General features: G+C 69.7%; 18 protein-coding genes and 1 pseudogene. 11 read left to right on the top strand and 8 right to left on the bottom strand.

What is annotated here, in order from left to right; all coding sequences use genetic code 11:
- Window positions 1-46: 46 nt before the first annotated feature.
- Window positions 47-493 (bottom strand): annotated as a pseudogene (locus tag E1298_RS17550) (alanine racemase); the annotation flags it as partial.
- Between the two features lie 303 nt (window positions 494-796).
- On the opposite strand from E1298_RS17550, the gene E1298_RS17545 reads away from it, so the two are divergent.
- Window positions 797-1216 (top strand): cell division protein SepF, encoded by a 420-nt coding sequence (locus E1298_RS17545; RefSeq protein ID WP_131894515.1) that lies wholly within the window; start codon window positions 797-799, stop codon window positions 1214-1216.
- Between the two features lie 96 nt (window positions 1217-1312).
- On the opposite strand, the gene grpE is transcribed toward E1298_RS17545, so the two are convergent.
- The 3 genes from grpE to E1298_RS17530 are packed head-to-tail and all read right to left on the bottom strand — an operon-like array spanning window position 1313 to window position 4386.
- Complete coding sequence (gene grpE / locus E1298_RS17540) at window positions 1313-1828, bottom strand: nucleotide exchange factor GrpE (protein WP_131894513.1); 516 nt, start codon at window positions 1826-1828, stop codon at window positions 1313-1315.
- Window positions 1825-3339, bottom strand: coding sequence for an Hsp70 family protein (locus E1298_RS17535; RefSeq protein ID WP_131894511.1), 1515 nt, complete (start codon window positions 3337-3339; stop codon window positions 1825-1827). The genes grpE and E1298_RS17535 overlap by 4 nt, the downstream gene beginning before the upstream one ends.
- A 51-nt stretch (window positions 3340-3390) precedes the next feature.
- A complete protein-coding gene (locus tag E1298_RS17530; protein WP_131894509.1) occupies window positions 3391-4386 on the bottom strand; it encodes a tetratricopeptide repeat protein in 996 nt (331 codons plus the stop codon).
- A gap of 847 nt (window positions 4387-5233) precedes the next feature.
- Between E1298_RS17530 and E1298_RS17525 the strand changes: the two genes are divergently transcribed.
- Window positions 5234-5959, top strand: coding sequence for a Crp/Fnr family transcriptional regulator (locus E1298_RS17525; protein WP_165975507.1), 726 nt, complete (start codon window positions 5234-5236; stop codon window positions 5957-5959).
- Here E1298_RS17525 and E1298_RS48150 read toward each other — a convergent pair.
- The 3 genes from E1298_RS48150 to E1298_RS17515 are packed head-to-tail and all read right to left on the bottom strand — an operon-like array spanning window position 5913 to window position 8051.
- Window positions 5913-6083, bottom strand: a complete 171-nt coding sequence (locus E1298_RS48150) for a hypothetical protein (protein ID WP_165975506.1) — start codon at window positions 6081-6083, stop codon at window positions 5913-5915. The genes E1298_RS17525 and E1298_RS48150 overlap by 47 nt on opposite strands.
- A 43-nt stretch (window positions 6084-6126) precedes the next feature.
- Window positions 6127-6795 carry a response regulator gene (locus E1298_RS17520; protein WP_131894505.1) on the bottom strand — a complete coding sequence of 223 codons (669 nt, stop codon included), beginning with the start codon at window positions 6793-6795 and terminating at the stop codon, window positions 6127-6129.
- The gene (locus tag E1298_RS17515; protein ID WP_243725633.1) at window positions 6792-8051 is read right to left on the bottom strand and encodes a sensor histidine kinase; all 1260 of its coding nucleotides are present in this window, start codon (window positions 8049-8051) and stop codon (window positions 6792-6794) included. The genes E1298_RS17520 and E1298_RS17515 overlap by 4 nt, the downstream gene beginning before the upstream one ends.
- Before the next feature lie 184 nt (window positions 8052-8235).
- On the opposite strand from E1298_RS17515, the gene E1298_RS17510 reads away from it, so the two are divergent.
- Together E1298_RS17510 and E1298_RS17505 are read left to right on the top strand one after the other, a co-directional pair.
- On the top strand, window positions 8236-8904 hold the full coding sequence (locus E1298_RS17510; protein WP_207944685.1) for an ABC transporter ATP-binding protein: 669 nt from the start codon (window positions 8236-8238) through the stop codon (window positions 8902-8904).
- Window positions 8901-11255 (top strand): ABC transporter permease, encoded by a 2355-nt coding sequence (locus E1298_RS17505; RefSeq protein WP_131894499.1) that lies wholly within the window; start codon window positions 8901-8903, stop codon window positions 11253-11255. The genes E1298_RS17510 and E1298_RS17505 overlap by 4 nt, the downstream gene beginning before the upstream one ends.
- Here the strand turns inward: E1298_RS17505 and E1298_RS17500 are convergent.
- The gene (locus E1298_RS17500) at window positions 11148-12158 is read right to left on the bottom strand and encodes a DUF4394 domain-containing protein (RefSeq protein ID WP_207944684.1); all 1011 of its coding nucleotides are present in this window, start codon (window positions 12156-12158) and stop codon (window positions 11148-11150) included. The genes E1298_RS17505 and E1298_RS17500 overlap by 108 nt on opposite strands.
- Before the next feature lie 207 nt (window positions 12159-12365).
- On the opposite strand from E1298_RS17500, the gene E1298_RS17495 reads away from it, so the two are divergent.
- From E1298_RS17495 to E1298_RS17465, 7 genes are all read left to right on the top strand, one after another.
- Complete coding sequence (locus tag E1298_RS17495; protein ID WP_243725632.1) at window positions 12366-12860, top strand: RNA polymerase sigma factor; 495 nt, start codon at window positions 12366-12368, stop codon at window positions 12858-12860.
- Window positions 12857-14110: a hypothetical protein gene (locus E1298_RS17490; RefSeq protein ID WP_131894495.1), complete on the top strand. Its 1254-nt coding sequence runs from the start codon at window positions 12857-12859 to the stop codon at window positions 14108-14110. Before E1298_RS17495 ends, E1298_RS17490 begins: the two co-directional genes overlap by 4 nt.
- 1053 nt (window positions 14111-15163) lie before the next feature.
- The gene (locus E1298_RS17485) at window positions 15164-15475 is read left to right on the top strand and encodes a hypothetical protein (RefSeq protein WP_165975505.1); all 312 of its coding nucleotides are present in this window, start codon (window positions 15164-15166) and stop codon (window positions 15473-15475) included.
- Window positions 15476-15508: 33 nt separating this feature from the next.
- Window positions 15509-16486, top strand: a complete 978-nt coding sequence (locus E1298_RS17480; RefSeq protein WP_131894491.1) for an LLM class flavin-dependent oxidoreductase — start codon at window positions 15509-15511, stop codon at window positions 16484-16486.
- Window positions 16487-16841: 355 nt separating this feature from the next.
- Window positions 16842-18227 (top strand): transaminase, encoded by a 1386-nt coding sequence (locus E1298_RS17475; RefSeq protein ID WP_131894489.1) that lies wholly within the window; start codon window positions 16842-16844, stop codon window positions 18225-18227.
- A gap of 2 nt (window positions 18228-18229) precedes the next feature.
- Complete coding sequence (locus E1298_RS17470; protein ID WP_131894487.1) at window positions 18230-19495, top strand: hypothetical protein; 1266 nt, start codon at window positions 18230-18232, stop codon at window positions 19493-19495.
- 664 nt (window positions 19496-20159) lie between these two features.
- A partial coding sequence (locus tag E1298_RS17465; RefSeq protein ID WP_131894485.1) for a hypothetical protein occupies window positions 20160-20579 on the top strand: 420 nt, incomplete at its 3' end.

Below are 20579 nucleotides of genomic sequence, written 5' to 3'. Positions count from 1 at the left end.
CAAGGGGAACCTGACGAAAGTTAAGGTCCCGGGCCCTGTCTAAAGATCACCCGAGGTCAAGGCTCCGGCCGGCCGCCGGACGATCTTGAACCCGACCCTCATAAACCCGCGGAACCCGGGGCCCGATCCGGGTGACGATCTCATAAGAGATCGTGCCGAGCGCGTCCGCCCATTCCTGGGCGGTCGGCTCCCCCCGGTTCCCCGGCCCGAACAGCACGACCTCGTCCCCCGCGCAGAGGCCCGCGTCATCTCCGAGGTCGATGACGAGCTGATCCATGCACACCCGACCCGAGATCCGGCGCCGCCGACCGCCCGCCAGCCCGTAGATCGCGTGACCGGGCCGGACGAGATCGAACCGGGACTCCGGCAACGTCAGGGTCGCGATGGAATTGGCCAGGTGCCTGACCTCCGGGCGAACCTCGGCCCTTTCCGCGTACTCGACCATCTGCTTGAAGCCAGCCGGTCTCGTCCCCGCCGAGGGTCGGAAGCCCGGCCCGTACTCCGAGGCCGAAGCCAGTGCACCGGGTCGTGCTCTCGCAGCCACCGCAGTACTCGTCGAGGCCCCGGAGCGCGTGCCCGCGACGGCCATTCCCCCTCGCCAGAGGCCACGGCGAGGGCGGGTCCCCAGTGGTGGAAGGCTGCCTGGTCCTTCCGAGCCCCGGCGTGTCGGAGGCGGAGATGGTCAGGCGAGTCTTAGCATTGTTCAACAGTCCCTTATCATCGATTCGTCGCGGTCCCGCCCTTCTGTGCTCGATGGTGGTCGACACAGGACTCGCCCACCTCGACGGAGGTCCGCATGGCAATCCGAAAGGCGGCCACCTGGCTCGGCCTCGTCGAAGACGAGGATGAGGCACCGGTCAGCGAGCACTACACCCCTGATGTCGTGGACGTGAGGCCTGACGACGTGGACAACCCCAACGGCCAGGTCGCCATGGGCGAAGGATTCCAGATCGCTATGGTTCGCCCCCGGAACTTCCGGGACGCCGCGACTATCGGCGAGTACTACCGGCAGAACATCCCTGTCATCTTCAATCTAGACGGCATGGACGAGGCCGCGGCGCGACGGATCGTGGATTTCGCGTCCGGACTCATTCTGGGCCGCCGCGGCGACATCGAGCGCCTCTCCCGCCGCGTCTTTCTGATATTGCCCGACAACACGACCATCCTGACGGCGCAGAGCAGTATCTCCGACGAGGGTTTCTTCAACCAGGAGTGATGGTCCGCCCCGCCGTCCAACTGGGCGGGCGGCTCCCAGTGCGGGCCGGTCCGCGAGGACGGCGTCACTGGTACTGATGACCGTGGCTCGACTCGTTCAGGCTTCGTCTGCGTGTTCGGGGCTCGGCGGTGCCGCCTCGCCCGAAGGGGTCTCCGGGGCAGAGACCACCACCCTGGCAGGCCGGAAGATCCACGAGCCATGGGCGAGACCGCACGAGGACACCTCAAGAATGGTGCCGGGTGGGAAGCCGGTCACCTGCCGGGTCTCCACGGCAGCATGGTGCGATGGATCGAAGGGGCCGCGCGTCGGCACTTCGGTGACTCCTTGGAGCGCCATCACTTCCAGCAGCTCCGCACGAACGGAGCTGACGTACTCCCGATCAGGGCCGGAATACCGGTCAAGCCGGTCGAGAACGAGGGCGATGCCGTTTATGAAGGGATGCAGATACTGCCGGAAAAGCCCGTGTTCAGAATCGCGGACGCGCCGACCCAGATCGTCGATCAACCGGCGTTTGTCCCGGTCGTCCAGGAGCCGGCGTCGGAAGAGGTCCTCCAGATCGCCCAGTCGGCGAGCAATTTCCTCAAGCCGGGTCTGCTCTGCGTCGTCGGTCATTGCACCCGCGCCTTCCCTACGGTGGTGGAGAGGCCGGCCACCTCGGCGTCGTCGAGATTGGCCGGGCGGTCCAGTTCCACCTCGCCCAGTGACTGTCCGGAGACGGCGTCGATGATCTCGACATGCACGACTCCATCGATGTCATAGGACATAATGATCTTGAGAGGGGACTCCTTCGGAAGACCGCCGGGAAGTTCGATGGGATGCTCAAGCAGTTTGGTGACGTACCTCACGTCATCATCGTCACCCTCGGTGACCTGCAGCTTGAATTGGCGCTGATGATGCGCGATCGTCCGGTAGATCTGGAATTCCTTACAAGGAATCTTCGCGTTCTTGGGAATAATGATCGAGTTGACCTCCGTGATGAGATCGTCTTCTACCGCGATGACTCCCAGACTCTGCGAGGTCACATCCCGGACCTTGTGCGGGAGTTCGGCATCCGGCCGACGCCTCTTGGTGAGTTCCATATCGGCGACGATCGCTGCACCCAAGGCGACGACCTCGTCGGGGTTCACGGTGGAATCCGGCGCCTTGCCGGAGAGCCGCTCAAGCATTTCCCGCACCATGGGCATCTTTGTCGAGCCCCCGACGAGCAGGATGCGGTCGATGTCCGACCAGGTGGTGTTCGACTCTTCCAGCACCTCGGCGACGGTGTCCGCGGTTCTGTCCAGCAGATCCTTCGTCAGTGTCTCGAATTGCTCGCGACCGACCTCGACAGTGTAGTTTCCGCCGGAGTCGCTGAAGAATATCCGGGTTCTGGTCGATCGGGTGAGCGTGTGCTTGGCGTGTTCGCATTTCTCGCGCAGTTCGGCTTCCAGGCTTCCGCCGTCCTGCAAGGACGGCCCACCCTGGTCCGCCACTTCGCGAGCCACGTGCTCCATGAGCCTGTTGTCGAAGTCGAAACCGCCCAGATTCCGGTCGCCCGCGGTGGCGACCACCTCCAGTTCGCCCTTGCCGAGGCGCATCACGGTGACATCGAAGGTCCCGCCTCCGAGATCGTAGACGAACAGCGTGCCGGACTCCGCGGCGTCGGTACCGAACGCGATGCCCGCCGCCGTGGGCTCGTTGATGAGCCGCAGCACCCTGAGTCCGGCGATCTCACCAGCGTCCTTGGTGGCCCTTCTCCGGGCGTCGTCGAAGTAGGCCGGTACGGTGATGACCACATCGCGGATCTCGGTGCCGAGCGTCTCGGAGGCATCCTCCACAAGGCGCTTGAGGATCAGAGCGGAGATTTCCTCGGCTCCGTGCGCCCCGCCGTGCGAGTCGGCGAAGACCCAATCGGGATTTCCCATCTGCCGCTTGACGAACTCGACGCAGTCCGCCGGCAGGTCCTTGGCCGCGTTCTTGGCGGTCTTGCCGATCAGGACGTCGTCGACCCCCTGGAACAGAACGACCGAGGGCGTGAGGTGGTCGCCCTCACGGTTCCAGAGCACGTCCGGCCGTCCACCGGGACGGACTGCCGCGACGACGGAATACGTCGTACCGAGATCTATGCCGATGGCCAGCGCCATCAGGTCTCCTCCCCTTGATGTACTTTCAATTTTCATGAGCGGAGGAAAGAACTATTTCAGCCCCCGCTTCAGCACTTCCACAATGGTCGTCAGCATGGCGTTCGCCGGGCCTTGACTTCCCCTATTTCGCATAATCGTGCCGCGTTGCGCGAGTGGCGCCAGCCGCATCTTCCTGTTCCTGGCTGCCATCAGCAATCGTTTGTCACTTGCCACCTGCAACGCCCGATCGAGGTACTGGACCATGGCAGCGGCCTCATGCGGAGAGGGCATGCCCGGCCCTATGGGGGCGCGTATTCCGGGGACGGCGTCCGCGGCCTCCACGAGCGCGCTACCGAGTCGATCACCTGCCAGTCGCCTGTCCCATGCGTCGGCGTAAAGGCGCTCGAACATCGCGACGGCCTCCTCATACCGCTGGAGACGCAGCAGCGCGGACCCAAGCCCGATACGAGGTCCCTCCATCTCGGGAGCCAACTGCGCAGCGCGCCGAAAGGATCGATACGCCTCTCCCCAGTTTCCGAGACGAAAATGAACCTCGGCTCGTGCGCAGTGGCTCTCGGGGTTGCCGGCATCAGAAATGATCGCCTGATCCGCCTCGAAGTTCGCGTCGTTCATCTTTCCCAGCCGCGTGCTCAGGCGGGCGCACATGATCCACGCGTTGGCGTCCGAGAGATCCGCGTCCCGCGCCTGCCGCGCGGCATAGGACGCGCCGGGCAGGTCGCCTTGTTCGAGAAGGTGCGCGGCCATCTCAAGCCACGTCGTGCTCCCCGGCTCGTCATCCGGTGAGGGACTCGATCTCTCGGACCCGGACGCGGCGGGATGTGGACTCTGCTCCAGCCGCCGGTCGTACTCGGCGCGCTGGTGCGGATCGAGGAGCACCTTACGCGCTTCGCTCAACTGCTTGACCCGGCGCTCGGCCTCCTGGCGTCGCTCTAGTACCGGATTGTTGGTCCGTTTTGTCCAAGTTCGCAGCTGTCGGCGGATCGCCCCGCCGAGTTCCTCGGGCGTGGCCGTCCGGGGTAGGTCGAGGATCTCGTAGAAGTCATCCATCTCCTGTGGACCTCAATGCGTCGGGATGGATCTCGATTACTGTCAAAGCGGACACGTGGTCGTGGCGTTCGCTTGAGCGTGAATCCACCCTGCCGCACGACGGCGCACCTCTACCGGCATTGATGCGGGTTGTCCGGAGCTGAGACCCGCATGCTTGTCCATGCGGGCCGTATCGCCGTCAAGGCGATCACGAACCGCCCCGAACGGAACGCCAATAAGGCGGCGCCGAGCGAGAGGTAATGGACGTTGCGCAACCTGAACGGCGCCCCAGGACTTCGAGTGCCTGGGGATTCGCGATCTTTACACCGATACGGGCGTGCGGGCCCCCGATCGCTTACGATCTGCTGCCCCGATCGGTGACCGAGGCGCCGCCCGCGGCCGAGCGCCATACGATCTCGCGGTCGCTGCGTTTCTTGAGCATTTCCGACGGAATACCCGGGACCGGGCATCAGATCGATCTGGCCCCGCTGTTCCCGGTCATCGCGGAACCCGGCGTCGGAGAGAGGCACTTCGGCTGGCGGTACGCGGCACACGGGGAGCCATCGGTCAAGGCGGGAAGCCGCCTGGCACGCGTGATCCTCCAGGTGCCGCGGTCCTGCGGCCGCCAGCCTCCCGATCCGGCATCTCCATCGACCAGGGTCGTCGAGTGTTGGACCGTCGGGCCCGTGCACATGCGCTGGCCGGGAATCTCCCGGTGGGAAGGGTTCGCGTTGCCACGACCATGATCGTGCGACTACGCAGGTCGACGGGGAGCCCTCCCCAATTCCCGTCACCGCCCCTCAGTGCGCGTTGCCGCCACTAGATTTGTTTCCGTATTCGGCACGAGAGCGTATCTGGAGGGCCTGCGGTGCACTCGCGGATCGACGACCGATCATGGCCCGCGGGCACAGTGCTGGCCAGGCTTCCCCGGCACGCCCGGGATTCCCTCCTCCGTTTGGGAGTCGTTCAGTCGTATCCCGCCCAGCACGTCCTGCTTCGCCAGGGTGACCGGGGTGAGACCGTCCATGTCCTGCTCAAGGGCGTGGTCAAGGTGAGCGCCGTCGCCGAGAACGGGACTGAGACGCTACTGGGCAGGCGCGTCTGCGGCGACATCGTGGGCGAGATGGCCGTGTTCCTGGACACCGAGCGCACCGCGACCGTCGTCACCTGCGGCCCGGTGGTGACCGAAATGATCAATGGGTCGGAATTCCGGCGTTATGTTGAGACCCATGCCGAGGCCGGGGTGGCCCTCTACCAGATGAGCGGCGATCGTTTGCTCAGCTCCGTCCAGCGGCGCCTGGAATCGGCGGGAAATGACGTGCCTACCCGGGTGGCGCGGGCGCTGCGCGATATCGCCCAGCAGGACCTCTCGTCCGGTGCCGCCCGGTCGGGCATCGAGGTCCGCATGACCCAGGCCGAGCTAGCCGCTCAGGTCAGCGCGAAGGAGGGCACGGTCCAGAAAGCCCTTCGAGAACTGGAGGCCAAGGGAATGGTGCGTCGCGGTCGCGGGCGGGTGATGATCGTGGATAGTGCCGGACTCCGGAACCTCACCGGTGATCGCTCAGCACCCATGGTGGGTGAAGGGCGCCGATGACGTCCACCGCTCCAGCCGCGAGGAACATCGTCGCCGGCGTCAGCGCCTCATCGTGGTCGAGATCGGGCAGGTCGCTCACGCAGGCCGCCAGTACCACCAGCCCGCCGGACTCGCGCGCCGCCACGGCCGGGGTGGGGTGGACTCACCGGTGCGCCGCTGGTGTGTGGTCAGTGGGTGCTGGGGGTGATCAGGCCGGTCTCGTAGGCGACGATGATGGCTTGGGCGCGGTCTCGCAGGTCGAGTTTGCTCAGGATTCGCGCGACATGGGTTTTCACTGTGGCTTCGCTCAGGTGAAGGTGCCCGGCGAGTTCGGCGTTGGTGAGGCCGCGTGCGAGTAGCCGAAGGACCTCCAGTTCCCGGGCGGTGAGGGGGGCGAGGTCGCGGTGGAGTTTCGCGTCGCGGTCCGCACCGGTGGCGAAGCGCTCGACGAGCCGCCGGGTGATGGACGGGGCCAGGAGCGCGTCGCCGGTCCGCACCAGGCGGACGGCGGCGGCCAGGTGTTCGGGCGAGATGTCCTTCAGCAGGAAGCCGCTGGCGCCGGCGGCCAGCGCGGCGTAGACGTACCTGTCCAGGTCGAAGGTCGTCAGCATGACGACCCGCGGCGGCTCGGGGACCTCGGCCATGATCCGGCGGGTGGCCTCCAGACCGTCGGTGCCGGGCATCTGGACGTCCATGAGCACCACGTCGACATTGGTCCGGCGCACGGCCTCGATGGCCTGGTCACCGTCGGAGACCTCGGCGACGACGTTGATCCCCGACGCGGTGAGGATCATTCCGAAGCCGGTGCGGACGAGGGTCTGGTCGTCCGCGATCAGTACGCGAAGCGGCTCGGTCACGCCACGGCGCCCCTTTTGGCGTCCTCCAGGGGCAGGGTGGCGCGTACCCGGTAGCCGCCGCTGGGCCTTCGCCCGGTCTCCAGGGTCCCGCCGAAGAGGACCACGCGCTCTCGGAGGCCGATCAGTCCGCGTCCGCTTCCGCGATGGGAGGCGGGGGCGACGGTGCCGCCCGTGTCGGTCACCTCCAGGCGCAGCGTCCGGGGATGGTGCTCGATCAGGACCTTCACTTCGGCGCCCTCGGCGTGCTTGACGGCGTTGGTCAGGGATTCCTGGACGACCCTGTAGGCGGTCAGGTCCACTCCCTCGGGCAGGGGGACGGGGGTGCCGGTGACGGAGAGCTCCACCGATACGCCGGCGCTCCGGACGCGGTCCACCAGTTCCCCGGCCTGGTCCAGGGTCGGCCGCGGAGCCAGGTCGGCGGCGTCGCCGTCCATCGTGAGGAGGTCCATGACGTGACGCAGCTCGGTCATCGCGGCGCGCCCACCGGACTCCACCGCCAGCAGTGCCGTCTCGGCCTTGTCCGGGGCCTCGCGCAACATCAGGCGGGCCGCGCCCGCCTGCACCACCATCACGCTGACGTTGTGGGTCACCACGTCGTGGAGTTCCTGCGCGATCCGGGACCTCTCCCGCTCGACCGCGAGGCGCGCGGACGCCTCCAGTTCCCGCACCCGCTGCTTCCAGGTGTGGATCGCATTGGCCGCGAGACCGATCGGGATCAGGGCGAGGAGGACCATCAGATCGGACTGGAGTTCGGGCACACGGGTCTCGTGGTCGGCCACCAGGAGCAGCGCGGCGGCCGCCGCTCCCGCCGCCGCGGGCAGGCGGTAGGGGCTGTACATGACGGCGCTGTAGGCCGCGACCACACAGGACACGAAGGTGAACATGGGGTCGAGCGCCGGTCCGAGGTGGTACGCCAGCGCCGCTGCGACCACGGCGGCGAGAGCGGCGAGCGGGTACCGGCGGCGGACGAGCAGCGGCAGCGCGCTCATCACCGCCAGCAGCAGGTAGCAGGCCAGCTCCGCTCCCCCGAGGTCCAAGGGAACCGTGAGCTTCGACGGCTCCGGGAGGGGCGGGGGCGCGCTGGGCACTCCCGAGACGGTGGGCAGCGCCGGCTCCGCGCCGTCCGGGCCGTCCAATGTGCCGGTGACCGTCGCCGCGGCCAGCAGGACGGCCAGGACCGCGTCGGCCGTCCAGGCCCAGCGGGACAGGCGGGGCGGTGCCGCGGAGGGGCGCCAGACGAGGGCTGCTCTGCTCACCCCATCAATATCGCAAACCGTCATAGCGGGCACATCCGCCCCGATGCGAGCCGGGCGCGCCGACCGGACTACATCGCAAGGATGACCCACTGGGCCGGTACGCCGGAAGAGTCATCACTGTGAGTGATGTGTCGCACACCTGCCGTCGCTAATGTCGAATCACCCTCGACGACCGGGAGCGGCTGTGATCCAGATCCGAGACGTGACCAAGACCTACGACACCGGAACTCCGGCGCTGGACGGTCTCGATCTGGACGTGCGGCGAGGCGAGGCGCTCGCGGTCCTGGGCCCGTCGGGGAGCGGTAAGTCGTCCCTGCTCAACATGATCGCCGGGCTCGACAAGCCCACCTCCGGGAGCGTCACCGTGGACGAGGTCCGCGTCGACAGCCTGGGAGAGGCCGCCCTGGCCAAGTACCGGCGCGCCCGGATCGGCATGATCTTCCAGTTCTTCAACCTGCTGGACGATCTGACCGTCCTCGACAACGTGCTGCTGCCCGCCCGGCTGGCGCGGATGCCGCGCGCGGCGGGCCGCGAGCGGGCCGCGGAGTTGCTGGCGCGGCTCGGCATCGGCGAGCACGCCCGCGCCTTCCCCGGCCGGCTGTCGGGCGGTCAGCGGCAGCGGGTCGCGGTCGCCCGGGCCCTGATGAACCGGCCCCCGCTGCTGCTGGCCGACGAGCCGACCGGGGCGCTGGACAGCGCGGCGGCCGACGACGTCCGCAGGCTGCTGACCGGCCTGAACGCCGACGGGCAGACCATGGTGCTGGTCACCCATGACACCGCGCTCGCGGAGGCGTGCGCGACCCGGACGATCGAGCTGACCGACGGCCGGATCAGCAAGGCGGCGGCCCGGTGAGCGCACTCGGGAGGGTCGTGCGGGCCGGCGTCGCCCGGCGGCGGGTGCAGACGCTGGTGATGACGCTGACCACGATGATGGCCGTCGCGGCGTCGGTGCTGTCCGCCGGGCTGATCGTGGCGTCGAGCGCGCCGTTCGACGACGCCTTCTCCCGGCAGCGCGGCGCGCATCTGACCGCGTGGTTCGACGGCCGGGACGTCCCGCCCGCGCGGCTCGCCGCCACCGCCCGCGTCTCCGGGGTGTCGGCCTCGACCGGGCCGTACCGGGTGCTGTCGCTGGCGCCGCGGATCGCCTCGGGCGGTCCCGGCGTGACGGCGCCGCCGATCACGGTGGCCGGACGGGACGCGCCGGGCGGCCCGATCGACGCCGTCGGCCTCGTCGAGGGCCGGTGGGCGACCGCGCCTGGCGAGATCGTGTTGTCGCCCGACGCCCTGCCCGTCCGGGTCGGTGACCGGCTGTCGTTCCCCGACGCGCGCGGCGGCCCGACGCTGACCGTCGTGGGGCGGGCCAGGTCGGCGGGGCGCAGCGCGGACGCCTGGACGTCGCCTGCCCAGCTCCGGACGCTGGGCGCGGCCGGCGCCGCGCCCGCGTACCAGATGCTCTACCGGTTCGCGGACGCCTCCACCGGCGCCCGGCTCGCCGCGCATCGCGCCGCGATCGCCGCTGCGGTTCCGCCGGGGTCGCTGACCGGGGCGGAGTCGTACCTCACGATCAAGCTCGCGGCCGAGCGCGAAAGCGGGGTCTACGTGCCGTTCGTCGTCGCCTTCGGCGTGCTGGGCCTCTTCATGTCGGTCCTGACGATCGGCGTGGTGGTCAACGGCGCGGTCGGCGCGGCCACCCGGCGGATCGGTGTGCTGAAGTCGCTGGGATTCACCCCGGCGCAGGTCGTGCGGGCCTATGTGGTGCAGGCGCTCGCGCCCGCGCTCGCCGGGGCCGCGCTCGGCGTCGCACTGGGCAACCTGCTGGCGATCCCCGCCATGCGCCGGCAGGGCGACGCGTTCGGGACGGGTGCGCAGACGATCCCCCTGTGGATCGACCTCGCCGTCCCGGCGGCCGCGCTGGTGGCGGTGGCGGTCACGGCGCTGGTGCCGGCGTCACGGGCCGGGCGCCTGCGGGCGGCCGAGGCGATCGTGGACGGCCGCGCGCCCCGCCCGGGGCGGGGACGCGGCATCCAGCGGATGGTCGGACGGCCGGTGCTGCCGTGCCCGATCAGCATGGGGCTGGCGGCCCCGTTCGCCCGGCCCGCCCGGTCGGCCGCCATGGGCGCCACCGTGGCGTTCGGCATGGTCGCGGTCACCTTCACCACCGGCCTCGTCCTGTCGTTCGGCGACGTGCAGGACGGTCTCAACCGCCGGTCGCCCGGCGCCGTGGTGGTGCACACGGTCACGCCGCCGTCCCAAGGATCGTCGGGAGCACCGCGGGTCGCCGACGCGGCCGCCGTCGCCCGGACCATCGACGCCCAGCCCGGCACCCGGCGCCACTTCCGCACGTCCGGGACGGAGGTCAGGGTGGCCGGGCTGGCCGACGCGGTCGACCTCGTCGCCTACGAGGGCGACTCGGCCTGGGGCTCCTACCAGATGATCACCGGATCCTGGTTCCGCGCCCCCGGGGAGGCGGTGGCGCCCTCGGGGTTCCTGGAGGCGACCGGTACCCGCACAGGCGACACCATCACGCTCGCCAACGGCGATCGTCAAGTGCGGATACGCCTGGTGGGCGAGACCTTCGACCTGCGGGACGGGGGCATGGTGATCCTGACGGACGCCGCGTCCGTCGCCGGGCTGGGGGCCCGTTTCGACCCTCCGTCGGTCCGCTTCCACATTGATCTCATGCCGGGAACCGGCCCGGGCCCCTATCTGACGGAGCTGAACCGCGCCCTGACCCCGCTCGGCGCGGGCGGCCGGCCCAACACGGCGGAGACGAGCTCCACGGTCACCGCCATGAACGCGCTCGCCGGGTCGCTCACGGTGCTGCTGGTCGCCGTCGCGGCCCTCGGCGTCCTCAACACCGTGGTCCTGGACACCCGGGAACGCGTGCACGACCTGGGCGTCCTCAAGGCACTGGGCATGTCGCCACGGCAGACGGTGGCCATGGTGGTCACCACGGCGGCCGCGATCGGCCTGGTGGCGGGCGCGATCGGCGTCCCGGTCGGAATGATGCTGCACGAGGCCGTGATGCCGCTGGTGGGCGACGCCGCGGGCACCCGCATCCCGGAGGCGTACATGGCCGTCTACCAGGGGCCGGTCTTAGCGGTGCTGCTGGTGGGCGGAGCGGCCCTCGCGACGGCCGGTGCGCTGCTGCCGGCCACCTGGGCCGCGCGCGTCCGCACCGCAACGGCCCTGCGCACCGAGTAGGAGCGCGCACGGCATTCCGCCGGAGGATCGTTGGAGCCGGTCTGAACCGAAGGGCCGACCGTCGAGATGGACACCACCGCCTCCCTGCGGTTGCACACTGCCGCCTGCCTGCGGTTGCACTGACCGTCCGCCGGGCGGACTCCGACGCTCGTGACGGAGCCGGTTCGAGCCTGCGACCGCGAAGGGCCAGCCCCGCGGGACAGGTGCATTGTGGCCGGTTGGCCGGCGGGATTTCAGTCCGAATCGAGTGAGATGGCGATGTCGGTGATGGAAAGCGGGAACTGGACCTACCGGGGAGCAGGCGCCCGTGAGGAGTTCGACGGTGTAGAGGGTGGCCTTGCCGCCCGCCGGGATGAAGGTGCCGAAGGCCGGGTTCGAGGTCGTCTTGCCATTGCTGAGGTCGCTAAAGATGTCGAGGCCCGGGTTGGGGCCCGCGTCCACGCAGCGGGTGCCGGTCGGGACCAGGCTGCCGCTGCTCGGCGGGGACTGGATGACGACCTGGTCGGTGGCCGTGTTGACGTCGAACAATGTGGTCTCGGTGGCCTGGCTGCGGTCGTTGTCGGTGTACGCGGCGGCCGAGACGCCCGTGGCCGACAAAGGGGAATCAATGACCGTGGTATTGCTGTTGAGATCGTGCCGCAAATTCAGGCCGGTGTCGCTGGTCACTCGCAGCCGATCGGCCACCGGGTTGAAGTCGACGCCGAAGTTCGTGCCCTTCAGATCGACGGCGAGCTGGAAACCTTCGTCAGGGTTCAGAGGTGCTGTCTTCGTCATATGTGTCAGAAAACGCCCCTTCCAGCCGAGGTCACTTGTCATTTCCCGCAAGTGTGAAATTGAGCGATCTGTGGCCGGCCCGGCGGTGACGATGCCCTCGCGTGGATAGCCGTTGCCGAGCTGGACCATGGCGGACGCGGTGAGCATACGGGCACGCATGGTCAACGGCGTCGTCCAGAAGTGTGATCGTCTCGATGTGTGCGGATCCCGAGGTCACGGCGGTCGAGCATGTTCCGGTGAAAAGTCTTCCGGACGGACTCAGCATTGTGCCCCCTGGGGCGTCTCTGAAGTGTGGGACCCGAATTCGCGCCTGGTGGGCGCACTATGAAGGGCATCGTGACCACGCCGCCTTCGACGTTGAGCGACCTGTACCGATCCCATGCCGCGGGACTGACGCGGTTGGCGACGCTGATGGTCGGCGACCCGGTGACGGCCGAGGATGTGGTGCAGGACGCCTTCCTCGGGCTGCATCGCAAGTGGGCGCGGCTGCATGATCCGGCGGCCGCGCTGACCTATGTGCGCTCGGCAGTGCTCAACAGATGCCGCTCGGTGCTGCGCCGCCGCGCCGTGGCCGCACGGTTCGGGCACGCCTACGAGCCGCCGGTGTGGTCGGCGGAGTCGGCGGCGCTGATCGGTGAGGAACGCCGGGAACTGCTGGCCGCGGTGGCCGCGCTGCCTCGTCGGCAGCGGGAAGTGCTGACACTGCGGTACTTCTGCGAGCTGTCCGAGCACGAGATCGCCCGCATCCTGGGGGTCTCTCGCGGGACGGTCTCATCGACCGCCTCCCGCGCGATGTCGACGCTGGCACGGGCCTTGGGGGAGGAACGATGAAGACCGTACCGCCGCTGGAGGAGAGGTTGCGGGACGCCTACCGGGCGGCCGCCGACGCCTGGGGGCCGAGCACCACGCCGCCGCTGCGTCCGCCGGTCTGGAACCCTCGCCGGCGCCGCGGCCTGGCCCCGGTGGCCGCCATCGTCTGCGTCATCGTGATCGCGGTCGCCGCGGTCGCCATCGACAAGGCGCATCACCGTTCCGCGCGGCCGGCCGACACCCCCTCCCCCAGCTTGACGTCGCCGGGGACCCCCACCCGCGGACCGCTTCCGGCGCGCCCGGGCAGGCCCCGCTTCATGGCCGTCGCGTCCTCCGAACCCGACGAGCTCCGGATACGCGACACGGGCAGCGGTGCCGTCACCGCGCGCCTCGCCCCGCCCCGCGGCGATACCTTCGAAGACGTGGCGGTGGCGGGCGATGACCGCACGTTCATCGTCACCACCCGCGCCGTCGATCCGAGGACGAGCCAGGTGCGGATCTCGGTCCACCGCCTGAGGCTGTCGGACGATGGCACCGTCAAGGAGTACACCTCGCTGCCCCGGCTCGGGTACTCCACGGTGCTCGCCGACCTGGACATGGCGGTGAGCCCTGACGGTACCAAGATCGCCTTCGTGGTGTACAAGGCCCACCCGGACAAGGCGCGGACCCTCCTTGAGAACGGCCTGATGAACATCGGCCGAATCGAGGTCGTCACCATCGCCACCGGTGAGCGCCGTACCTGGTCCACCCCCTACATGAGCAAGATCGGGAGCCTGTCATGGGCCGGTTCCACACTGGCCTTCACCTTCACCCGTCTGGCCTCGGGGGCCCACCAGCCCGATCCCGGGCTCGGCGTCACCGCGGTGGGGGCCATGCAGATCCGCGCGCTGGACACCGGCGCACCCGGCGACAGCCCGCCGGCCGCGACGGTCCTGCTCAGCCGCCCGGACAGCACCGGACTCACCGACGTGGCCCGGCTGCTCCCCGACGGGCGGTCGCTGATCACCAACGCGGGCCATCCGACCATCCTGCGCCAGTACTCGGTGCGGACCGGCCGCCCGATCCGGGACCTGGCCAAGGCGCCCACGACCCGTGACGACCCCACCGGCCCGGACGTCCAGTGGGTGGGCCTGACCGCCGACACCACAGGCCGGCACCTCCTGGCCGTGTCCTCGACCGGCGATCTCGTGCACCTCGACCTCGCCGGCCGCAAGACGGCTCCGCTTCCCTCCGACAAGCCAGACCAGGACAACCTGCCGTCAGCATGGTGAGTCCCTATCCGGGCCCGATCTCCAGCATGACGGTCGGCGACGGCCCTTCTCTCGTCCGTGACGGTGGCCACAGATGAGCGGGGCGGCCGGCGTTGCTGGACGATCAACCGGTCCGGTAGATCTGTTCAAAGTGGGCGTTGCCGAAGGTGTACGCGCCGCGCCACCGATCAGGTCGCCGAGCGGCTCCCGGGTGACCGGTGAGTGGCCGAGATCGCCGCTGAGGATGCTGCCCCGCCAGGAGAAGTACTGCTCCAGCAGTGACCTGCCGAGGCCGGGTTCGGCGCGGAGCGCGGCGACCCGCTCCGGTGTCGCGTCGCGCCGGCCGCGGCCGGCGAGTGTTGGAGGGGCGTTCGCCCAAATTCGATCACCTCGTCATCTCCGGGGGAATGCGGGCGGCTGTTGTTGATGTCAACACTTAGATCGCCGAAAGTGTCTCAGCATGGAGACTGTGATCGAGTCGGTCGGCGTGGCCGACACGGGGGGACATGCGACGAACTCGCCGGGCCACTGAGAGCTGACGGGCGGATCGGCGAACCGGGCAGTGGCGCTCTGGTTGAGCTCTCGACAGCGTGGTGAATACGCAGGCTAGGAGCACTAAATGGCAGCTTGCGCTGGATGCCGGCACCGGAGGTAGCGCGCTTCGGCCGCGTCGGCCGGACGGGCCGGTCCGGCGGGCGGGCAGCGTGTTCGCGGCTGCGCGCGAGGCCGGTGATCGATTTGCGGTACGCCGGTGATCGGCCTGCGGTACGCCGGTGCCGGCCCGGCACGCGGTCGCCCGCTCGGCTCGGGAAGCGGGCCCGCAAGACCGATGCGATCACGCTCCAACTAGGCCGCGCCAAACCCGATCATCGCCTTCACCACGACAAATACGGCCAGTGACTCCGAAAGTCAACCGCCGGACCATGACCGAGCCGGGCCGGGGCATCGCTCGGGAAGGCTCCCTTCTTAGCCTGTTGACAATCACAACACAGGGATCACATACTCAAATCCGTCCGAAAAAGGGCTTTGCGTCCACGACGGGCGATGTGGCAGCTGAGCGAATGGAGAGCACGGGTGCAGAAGGTCTACTGCCTGTACAAGCTGAAGCCCGGCGTGACGGCCGAGGAGTACATCGAGTGGTCCAAGACCGTCGATCAGGCGATCACCCGGAAGCAGCCCTGCGTGCACCGGTTCCGCGTGCTCCAGCTCGCCGGCTCCCGCGGCGGCGCGTCCCCGTGGGACATCGTCGAGGACATCGAGGTCGAGTCGTGGGACGCCTGGGAGCAGTGCCTGACCACGCCGGAGATGGCCGACGTCGTGGCGGGCTTCCGTAGGATGGCCGACCGGGAATCGGCCGTCACCGTGTTCGGCAGCGAGATCGTTTAGCCGTGGCGATGGGACGTGGGACCCGTGCCGGACATGGCGGTACCTGACATGGCGGCGCCTGAAACGGCAGTGCCGCGCGCGCCCCGGCTCTCGGTCGGGGCGCCGAACGTACCCGACCAGCTGGTGCCGTTCGCCCAGCGCGCCGAGCGGCTCGGGTTCGCCGGGATCTGGACACAGGACACGCTGAGCGGCGGGAACTTCTCGCTCGACGGACTGCACGTGCTGTCGTACCTGGCCGCGGTCACCGACCGGCTGCGCCTGGGCATCGGCGTGCTGTACTCCGGGCGGCGGAACCCGGCCGTCCAGGCCCGTGAACTGGCCACCATCGACCAACTCTCCCGTGGACGGCTCACCGTCGGTCTCGGCGTCGGCAACGCCTACCACCGGGCGACCCTTGCCGCGCTCGGCATTCCGACCGACCGGCCGATCCGTCGGCTGATCGAGGGCATCGACGTGATGCGGGCCCTCTGGAGCCAGACGGAGGCCGGCTACGACGGTGAGCTGTACTCGTTCTCCGGTGTCCGGTCGCAGCCGGAACCGGTCCAGCGGCCCGGTCCGCCGATCTGGATCGGGGCCCGGGCCGAGCCGGCGCTTCAGCGCGCCGTGCGGATCGCCGACGGGTGGACCGGCGCCGCGCCGGTCGCGACCGATGACTTCCTGCAGCAGCTGACGGTCGTCCAGCGGGCGATGGCCGACCAGGGACGCGACCCGGCCGGTTTCACCATCTCCAAGAGCGTCTACGTCGCGGTCGAGGACACCGAGGAGCTGGCGCGGCGGCGCCTGGTCCCGTCGTTCGAGCAGGCTTTCGGGGGGAACCCGGTCTACGACGCGGCCGGGATGGCCGACCGGGTCGCCGTGTTCGGCCCGCCGGACCACTGTGCCCAGCGGTTGGGGGAACTGTTCGACGCGGGGGTGGACGAGCTGATCCTGTACCCGATGTACGACCGGCTGGCCCAGCTTGAGGCGATCGGGGAGCTGGTCCCCCTGCTGACCGGAGCCCGCCGCGCATGACGGCCGGCCCGACCCCGCTCGGGGGCGGCCCGACCCCGCTCGGGGGCGGGTCGATGCCGCTTGGGGCGTCGATCCGCTCAGTGTTGGCGCCTGCGCCGTGTCTGTGGGGATCATGCCGATGATCACCGCCGGCTGGCGGGCGGGCGCCGTCTTCGCTCGCCGGGGCGGGAGTGGACTACGCGGTTGGGCACTCGGCCTCACCGGTGACGACCGGCTCGATCGCCTGGTGCCCGGCGCGGGGCGTCGGGGGATACGCCGACCCGGTGGGCCGGTGACCGGCCATGTGCCGCGTCGCTCCCCCGGCCCGGTGCCGCTGGACAGCCGACCATCCACTTGACGATCATCCGGGAGAGCGATGTCGAGCGACCAGCCGAACGCGGTACCGCCGGGGATCGACCCGGACCGGCTCGCCGAGCTGCTGGACAGGGAGCGCGCCGGCTGGATCGAGGCGCGGCCGCGGGCCGTGGCGCTGCACGAGCGGGCGCGGCGTTCCCAGGTGCACGGCACCCCGCAGCATTGGATCAGCCAGTTCCCGCCGCCGGTGCCGCTCGTGGTGGACCGCGCGGTGGGCGCACGCCTGTACGACACCGACGGGCACGAGTACGCCGACTTCGGGCTGGCCGCCACGGCCGCGCTGTGGGGGCACAATCATCCCGCGGTCGTGGCGGCGGTCCGGGACCAGCTCGACCGGGGTAGCGTCACCCTCTGGCCGAACGAGGACCACGTGGCGGTGACCGAGGAGTTGCAGCGCCGCTTCGGCCTGCCGTTCTGGCAGTTCACCGTGTCGGCGTCGGATGCCAACCGGTTCGCTCTGCTGCTGGCCAGGGTGGCCACCGGACGGCAGCGGATCCTGATGTTCAACCGCGCGTACCACGGTTCGCTGGAGCAGGCGGCCGCAGTACTGACCGCGGACGGCGTGATACCGGAACCCGGCGTCGAGCCCAACGGCGTGGACGTCCGGCGGACCACGAAGATGGTGGAGTTCAACGACCTCGACGCGCTCGAACGGGCGCTCGCCCCGGGGGACGTCGCCGCGGTGCTCGCCGAACCGGTGATGACCAACGGGGGCGCGGTGATCTGGCCGGAGCCGGGGTTCCACGCCGCTCTGCGCGACCTCACCCGGCGCACCGGCACGCTGCTGGTCATCGATGAGACGCAGACCATCCCGGCCGGTCCGGGCGGCTGCGTCCGGGAATTCGGCCTGGACCCCGACCTGATCACCATGGGCAAGTGCATCGCGGGCGGCATCCCGGCGGGCCTGTACGGGATGTCCGGCGCGGTGGCCGCCGCCGCGGCGCGCTACACCGAGCACGGGGACGGCGGCCTCGGCAGCACCATGGCGGGCGGGCCGCTGGCCGTGCGCGCCATGCGCGCGGTCCTCGGCGAGGTGATGACCGAGGAGACCTACGCCCACATGAACCGCCTGGCCGAGCGCTACCAGCGCGATGTCGCGGCGGTCATCGCCCGGCACGACCTGCCGTGGCACGTCGGACGGCTCGGTGGCCGCGTCTCGTACGCCTTCACACCGACCCCGCCACGCAACGCCGGGCAGCTGTACCCGCGCGTCGGCTCGTCGCTGCGCGACGCGTTGTGGCTGTACTTGGCCAACCGGGGCATCGTGCTCAACGGTATGAGCGGCGCGGCGCTTATGTCGCCGATGACGGCCGAGTCCGACGTGGAGCTGCACGGCACGTTGTTCGCCGAGGTGATCGGCGCGCTCACCGGCCGTGGGGAGCGGTAGCCGTGGACGAGGCGCAGATCGAACGGTTCCGCGCGGACATCGACCGGTCGCGGACGGCCGGCGCCTACGCACCGGGCCGGTGGTCGGTGGCTCCGGGTAACCGCGATACAGCGGTGACCGGTGTGCTGCCCGAACGCGTCCGGTTGCGCGACACCTCCATGCGCGCGATCGAGTCGTTGCCGGGGAAGACGGCCACCCGCGAGGCGAAGACCGCGTTCCTGCGGCTGCTGGCCCGCTCGGGCGTGCCGGAGATCGTGACCGCGGGGCCGGGCCGTGACCCCGACGCGCTCCGGGCCGACCTGGCGACGATCAGACAGGAGCAGCCGGGCTGCACGGTGGCCTGCCCCTTCGTGTCCACCATGGAAGGTGTCGACCTGGTGCGGGACATCGGATACGACGCCGTGCAGGTGTCCGTGCCCGGTTTCGGCCCGGCGTCCGGAATCTACGGGCCGCCCGTTCCCGCGACCCGGGACGAAGTCGTCGGACGAGCGGCCGCGGTGGTGGAGCACGCGCGCACACAGCGGCTGCGGGTCACCGCTGCGTTCACGATGGTGTCCTACCTGACAGACGAGGTGCTCGCCGAGACCGCGTCGGTCATGGCCCACGCGGGCGCGGACGAGATCGCCCTGTTCGACGGGCCGGGCGCGGTCGGGCCGGAGGCGTTCGGACGGCTCGTCCGCGCGACCAAGTCGGCCGCGCCGGACCTTGAGGTCGGGGTCCATCCGCACAACACCTTCGGGCTCGGGGTCGCGTGCGCCGTGGCCGCGGCGCGGGCCGGTGCGGTCGTGGTGGAATCGTCGGTGAACGGGTACTGCGGCGGCCCGGGGAACGCCGATCTCGCCGCGACCGCCGCCGCTTTCGAGGCGCTGTACGGGGTGCGCACCGGCATCCGGCTCGCCGCGCTGACCGGACTGGCCCGAGCCGCCGCAGAGCTGACCGGCCAGATGCCGGCGTCCAACCAGCCGATCACCGGCCGGGACGCGTTCTGCTGGGGCGGCGCCGACTGGGTCACCGTGGAGCACGAGGTGGACCCGCTGCTCCACAACTGCGTCGAGCCCGCGCTGGTCGGCAACCGGCGCCGGGTTCCGCTGACCCGGCAGAGCGGCCCGCGCACGACCGCGGCGGTCCTGCGCAGCCTCGGCATCGACGCGGACCCGGCGCTGGTGCCGGCCATCGTGGAGCGGTGCCACGCGGAACTCGACGCGCTGGGACGGCCGCTCACCGACGAGGAGATCCGGGCCGTCGCGCGATCGGTCCTCGCGCCCTGACGGCCAAGGATCCCCGGCTCGCCGCGCTCTGACGGCACGGCCGGACCGGTGCGTGCTGGAGAGCGGTCCTCCCAATGCCTACTCCGGCACGCACCGGCTGGGGAATCCCGGGTGGCCCGCCGCTACTGCGGACCACCGGCTCGGTCTCCCCTTTCCCGCTTCTCGTGCGGCCACCCGGTCCAACGGACGAGCTCACCGAGATGCACGTGCATCCGCATTCACACGCCGAGGCACGGGTGCCAGCATCTCGAAACAAATCCGGCTACGTCTTCTCTTTTGTGTCACGAGACACAATTTAACAAAACCGAACACCATTGATCTTGCACGTTACCGCAGGTCAACGCCGTTTCTTGTTTAGTTTGGTGCAGGGCGTCCAACATGCCCCGTTATGCCCCCCTCCGGGGCCTAAGACCTGCATGCCGACGCCTATCGGCGGGGCTATGCTCCCGGACCGAAGGCAGATCATCACCAAGCATTAACCGGATGGCCGCTACCCACCCGGCTCGCCTTCACAACGTCACCCGGTCCTACCGACAAGAAACGGACGGCTATGAACTCACACCCTTTCCCCCCGGCGAGCGTGGCGCCAGTCCGGCCGGCCGGCCCCGATCCCCGTCCGGCGGGAGATCGGTGACCGACCCCGACCTCCGACACCGACACCCTCATGAGCCCCATCCGACGGGGACACGAAAAGAAGACCCGCCACGACGTCGAAGCCTTCCTGGAAGAGACCTACCCCGGCGCGGACGCCGAGACCCGGCTGCACGCGCTGCTGTGCTGGGTCTACCACGCGCCGCTGTTCGCGTGCCGGGGTAGCAGGGAGGCCGTCAGCAGCAAGGCCGAGGCCAAAGGGGTCACCCCGGCCGAATTCAGTCAGATCATCACCGGCGATCTCACCGGCATCGGATGGTGGGCGCTGGAGGCGGTGCTGATCTCGTGCGGCGCGATGAAGGCCGACATCGAGGTCGCCCTGGCCCTCTACGAGCAGATCACCCGGCCCGCCGGATCCCTCGGCCCGGCGCTCGGGACGGACGCCGCGGAGGACTGGAGACCGCTCCGGCCGACGCCCCCCTGTCTCTTATAC

The organism is Actinomadura rubrisoli, from assembly GCF_004349215.1.
Taxonomy (GTDB): domain Bacteria; phylum Actinomycetota; class Actinomycetes; order Streptosporangiales; family Streptosporangiaceae; genus Spirillospora; species Spirillospora rubrisoli.
This window is presented reverse-complemented; position numbering and strand designations above follow the sequence as displayed.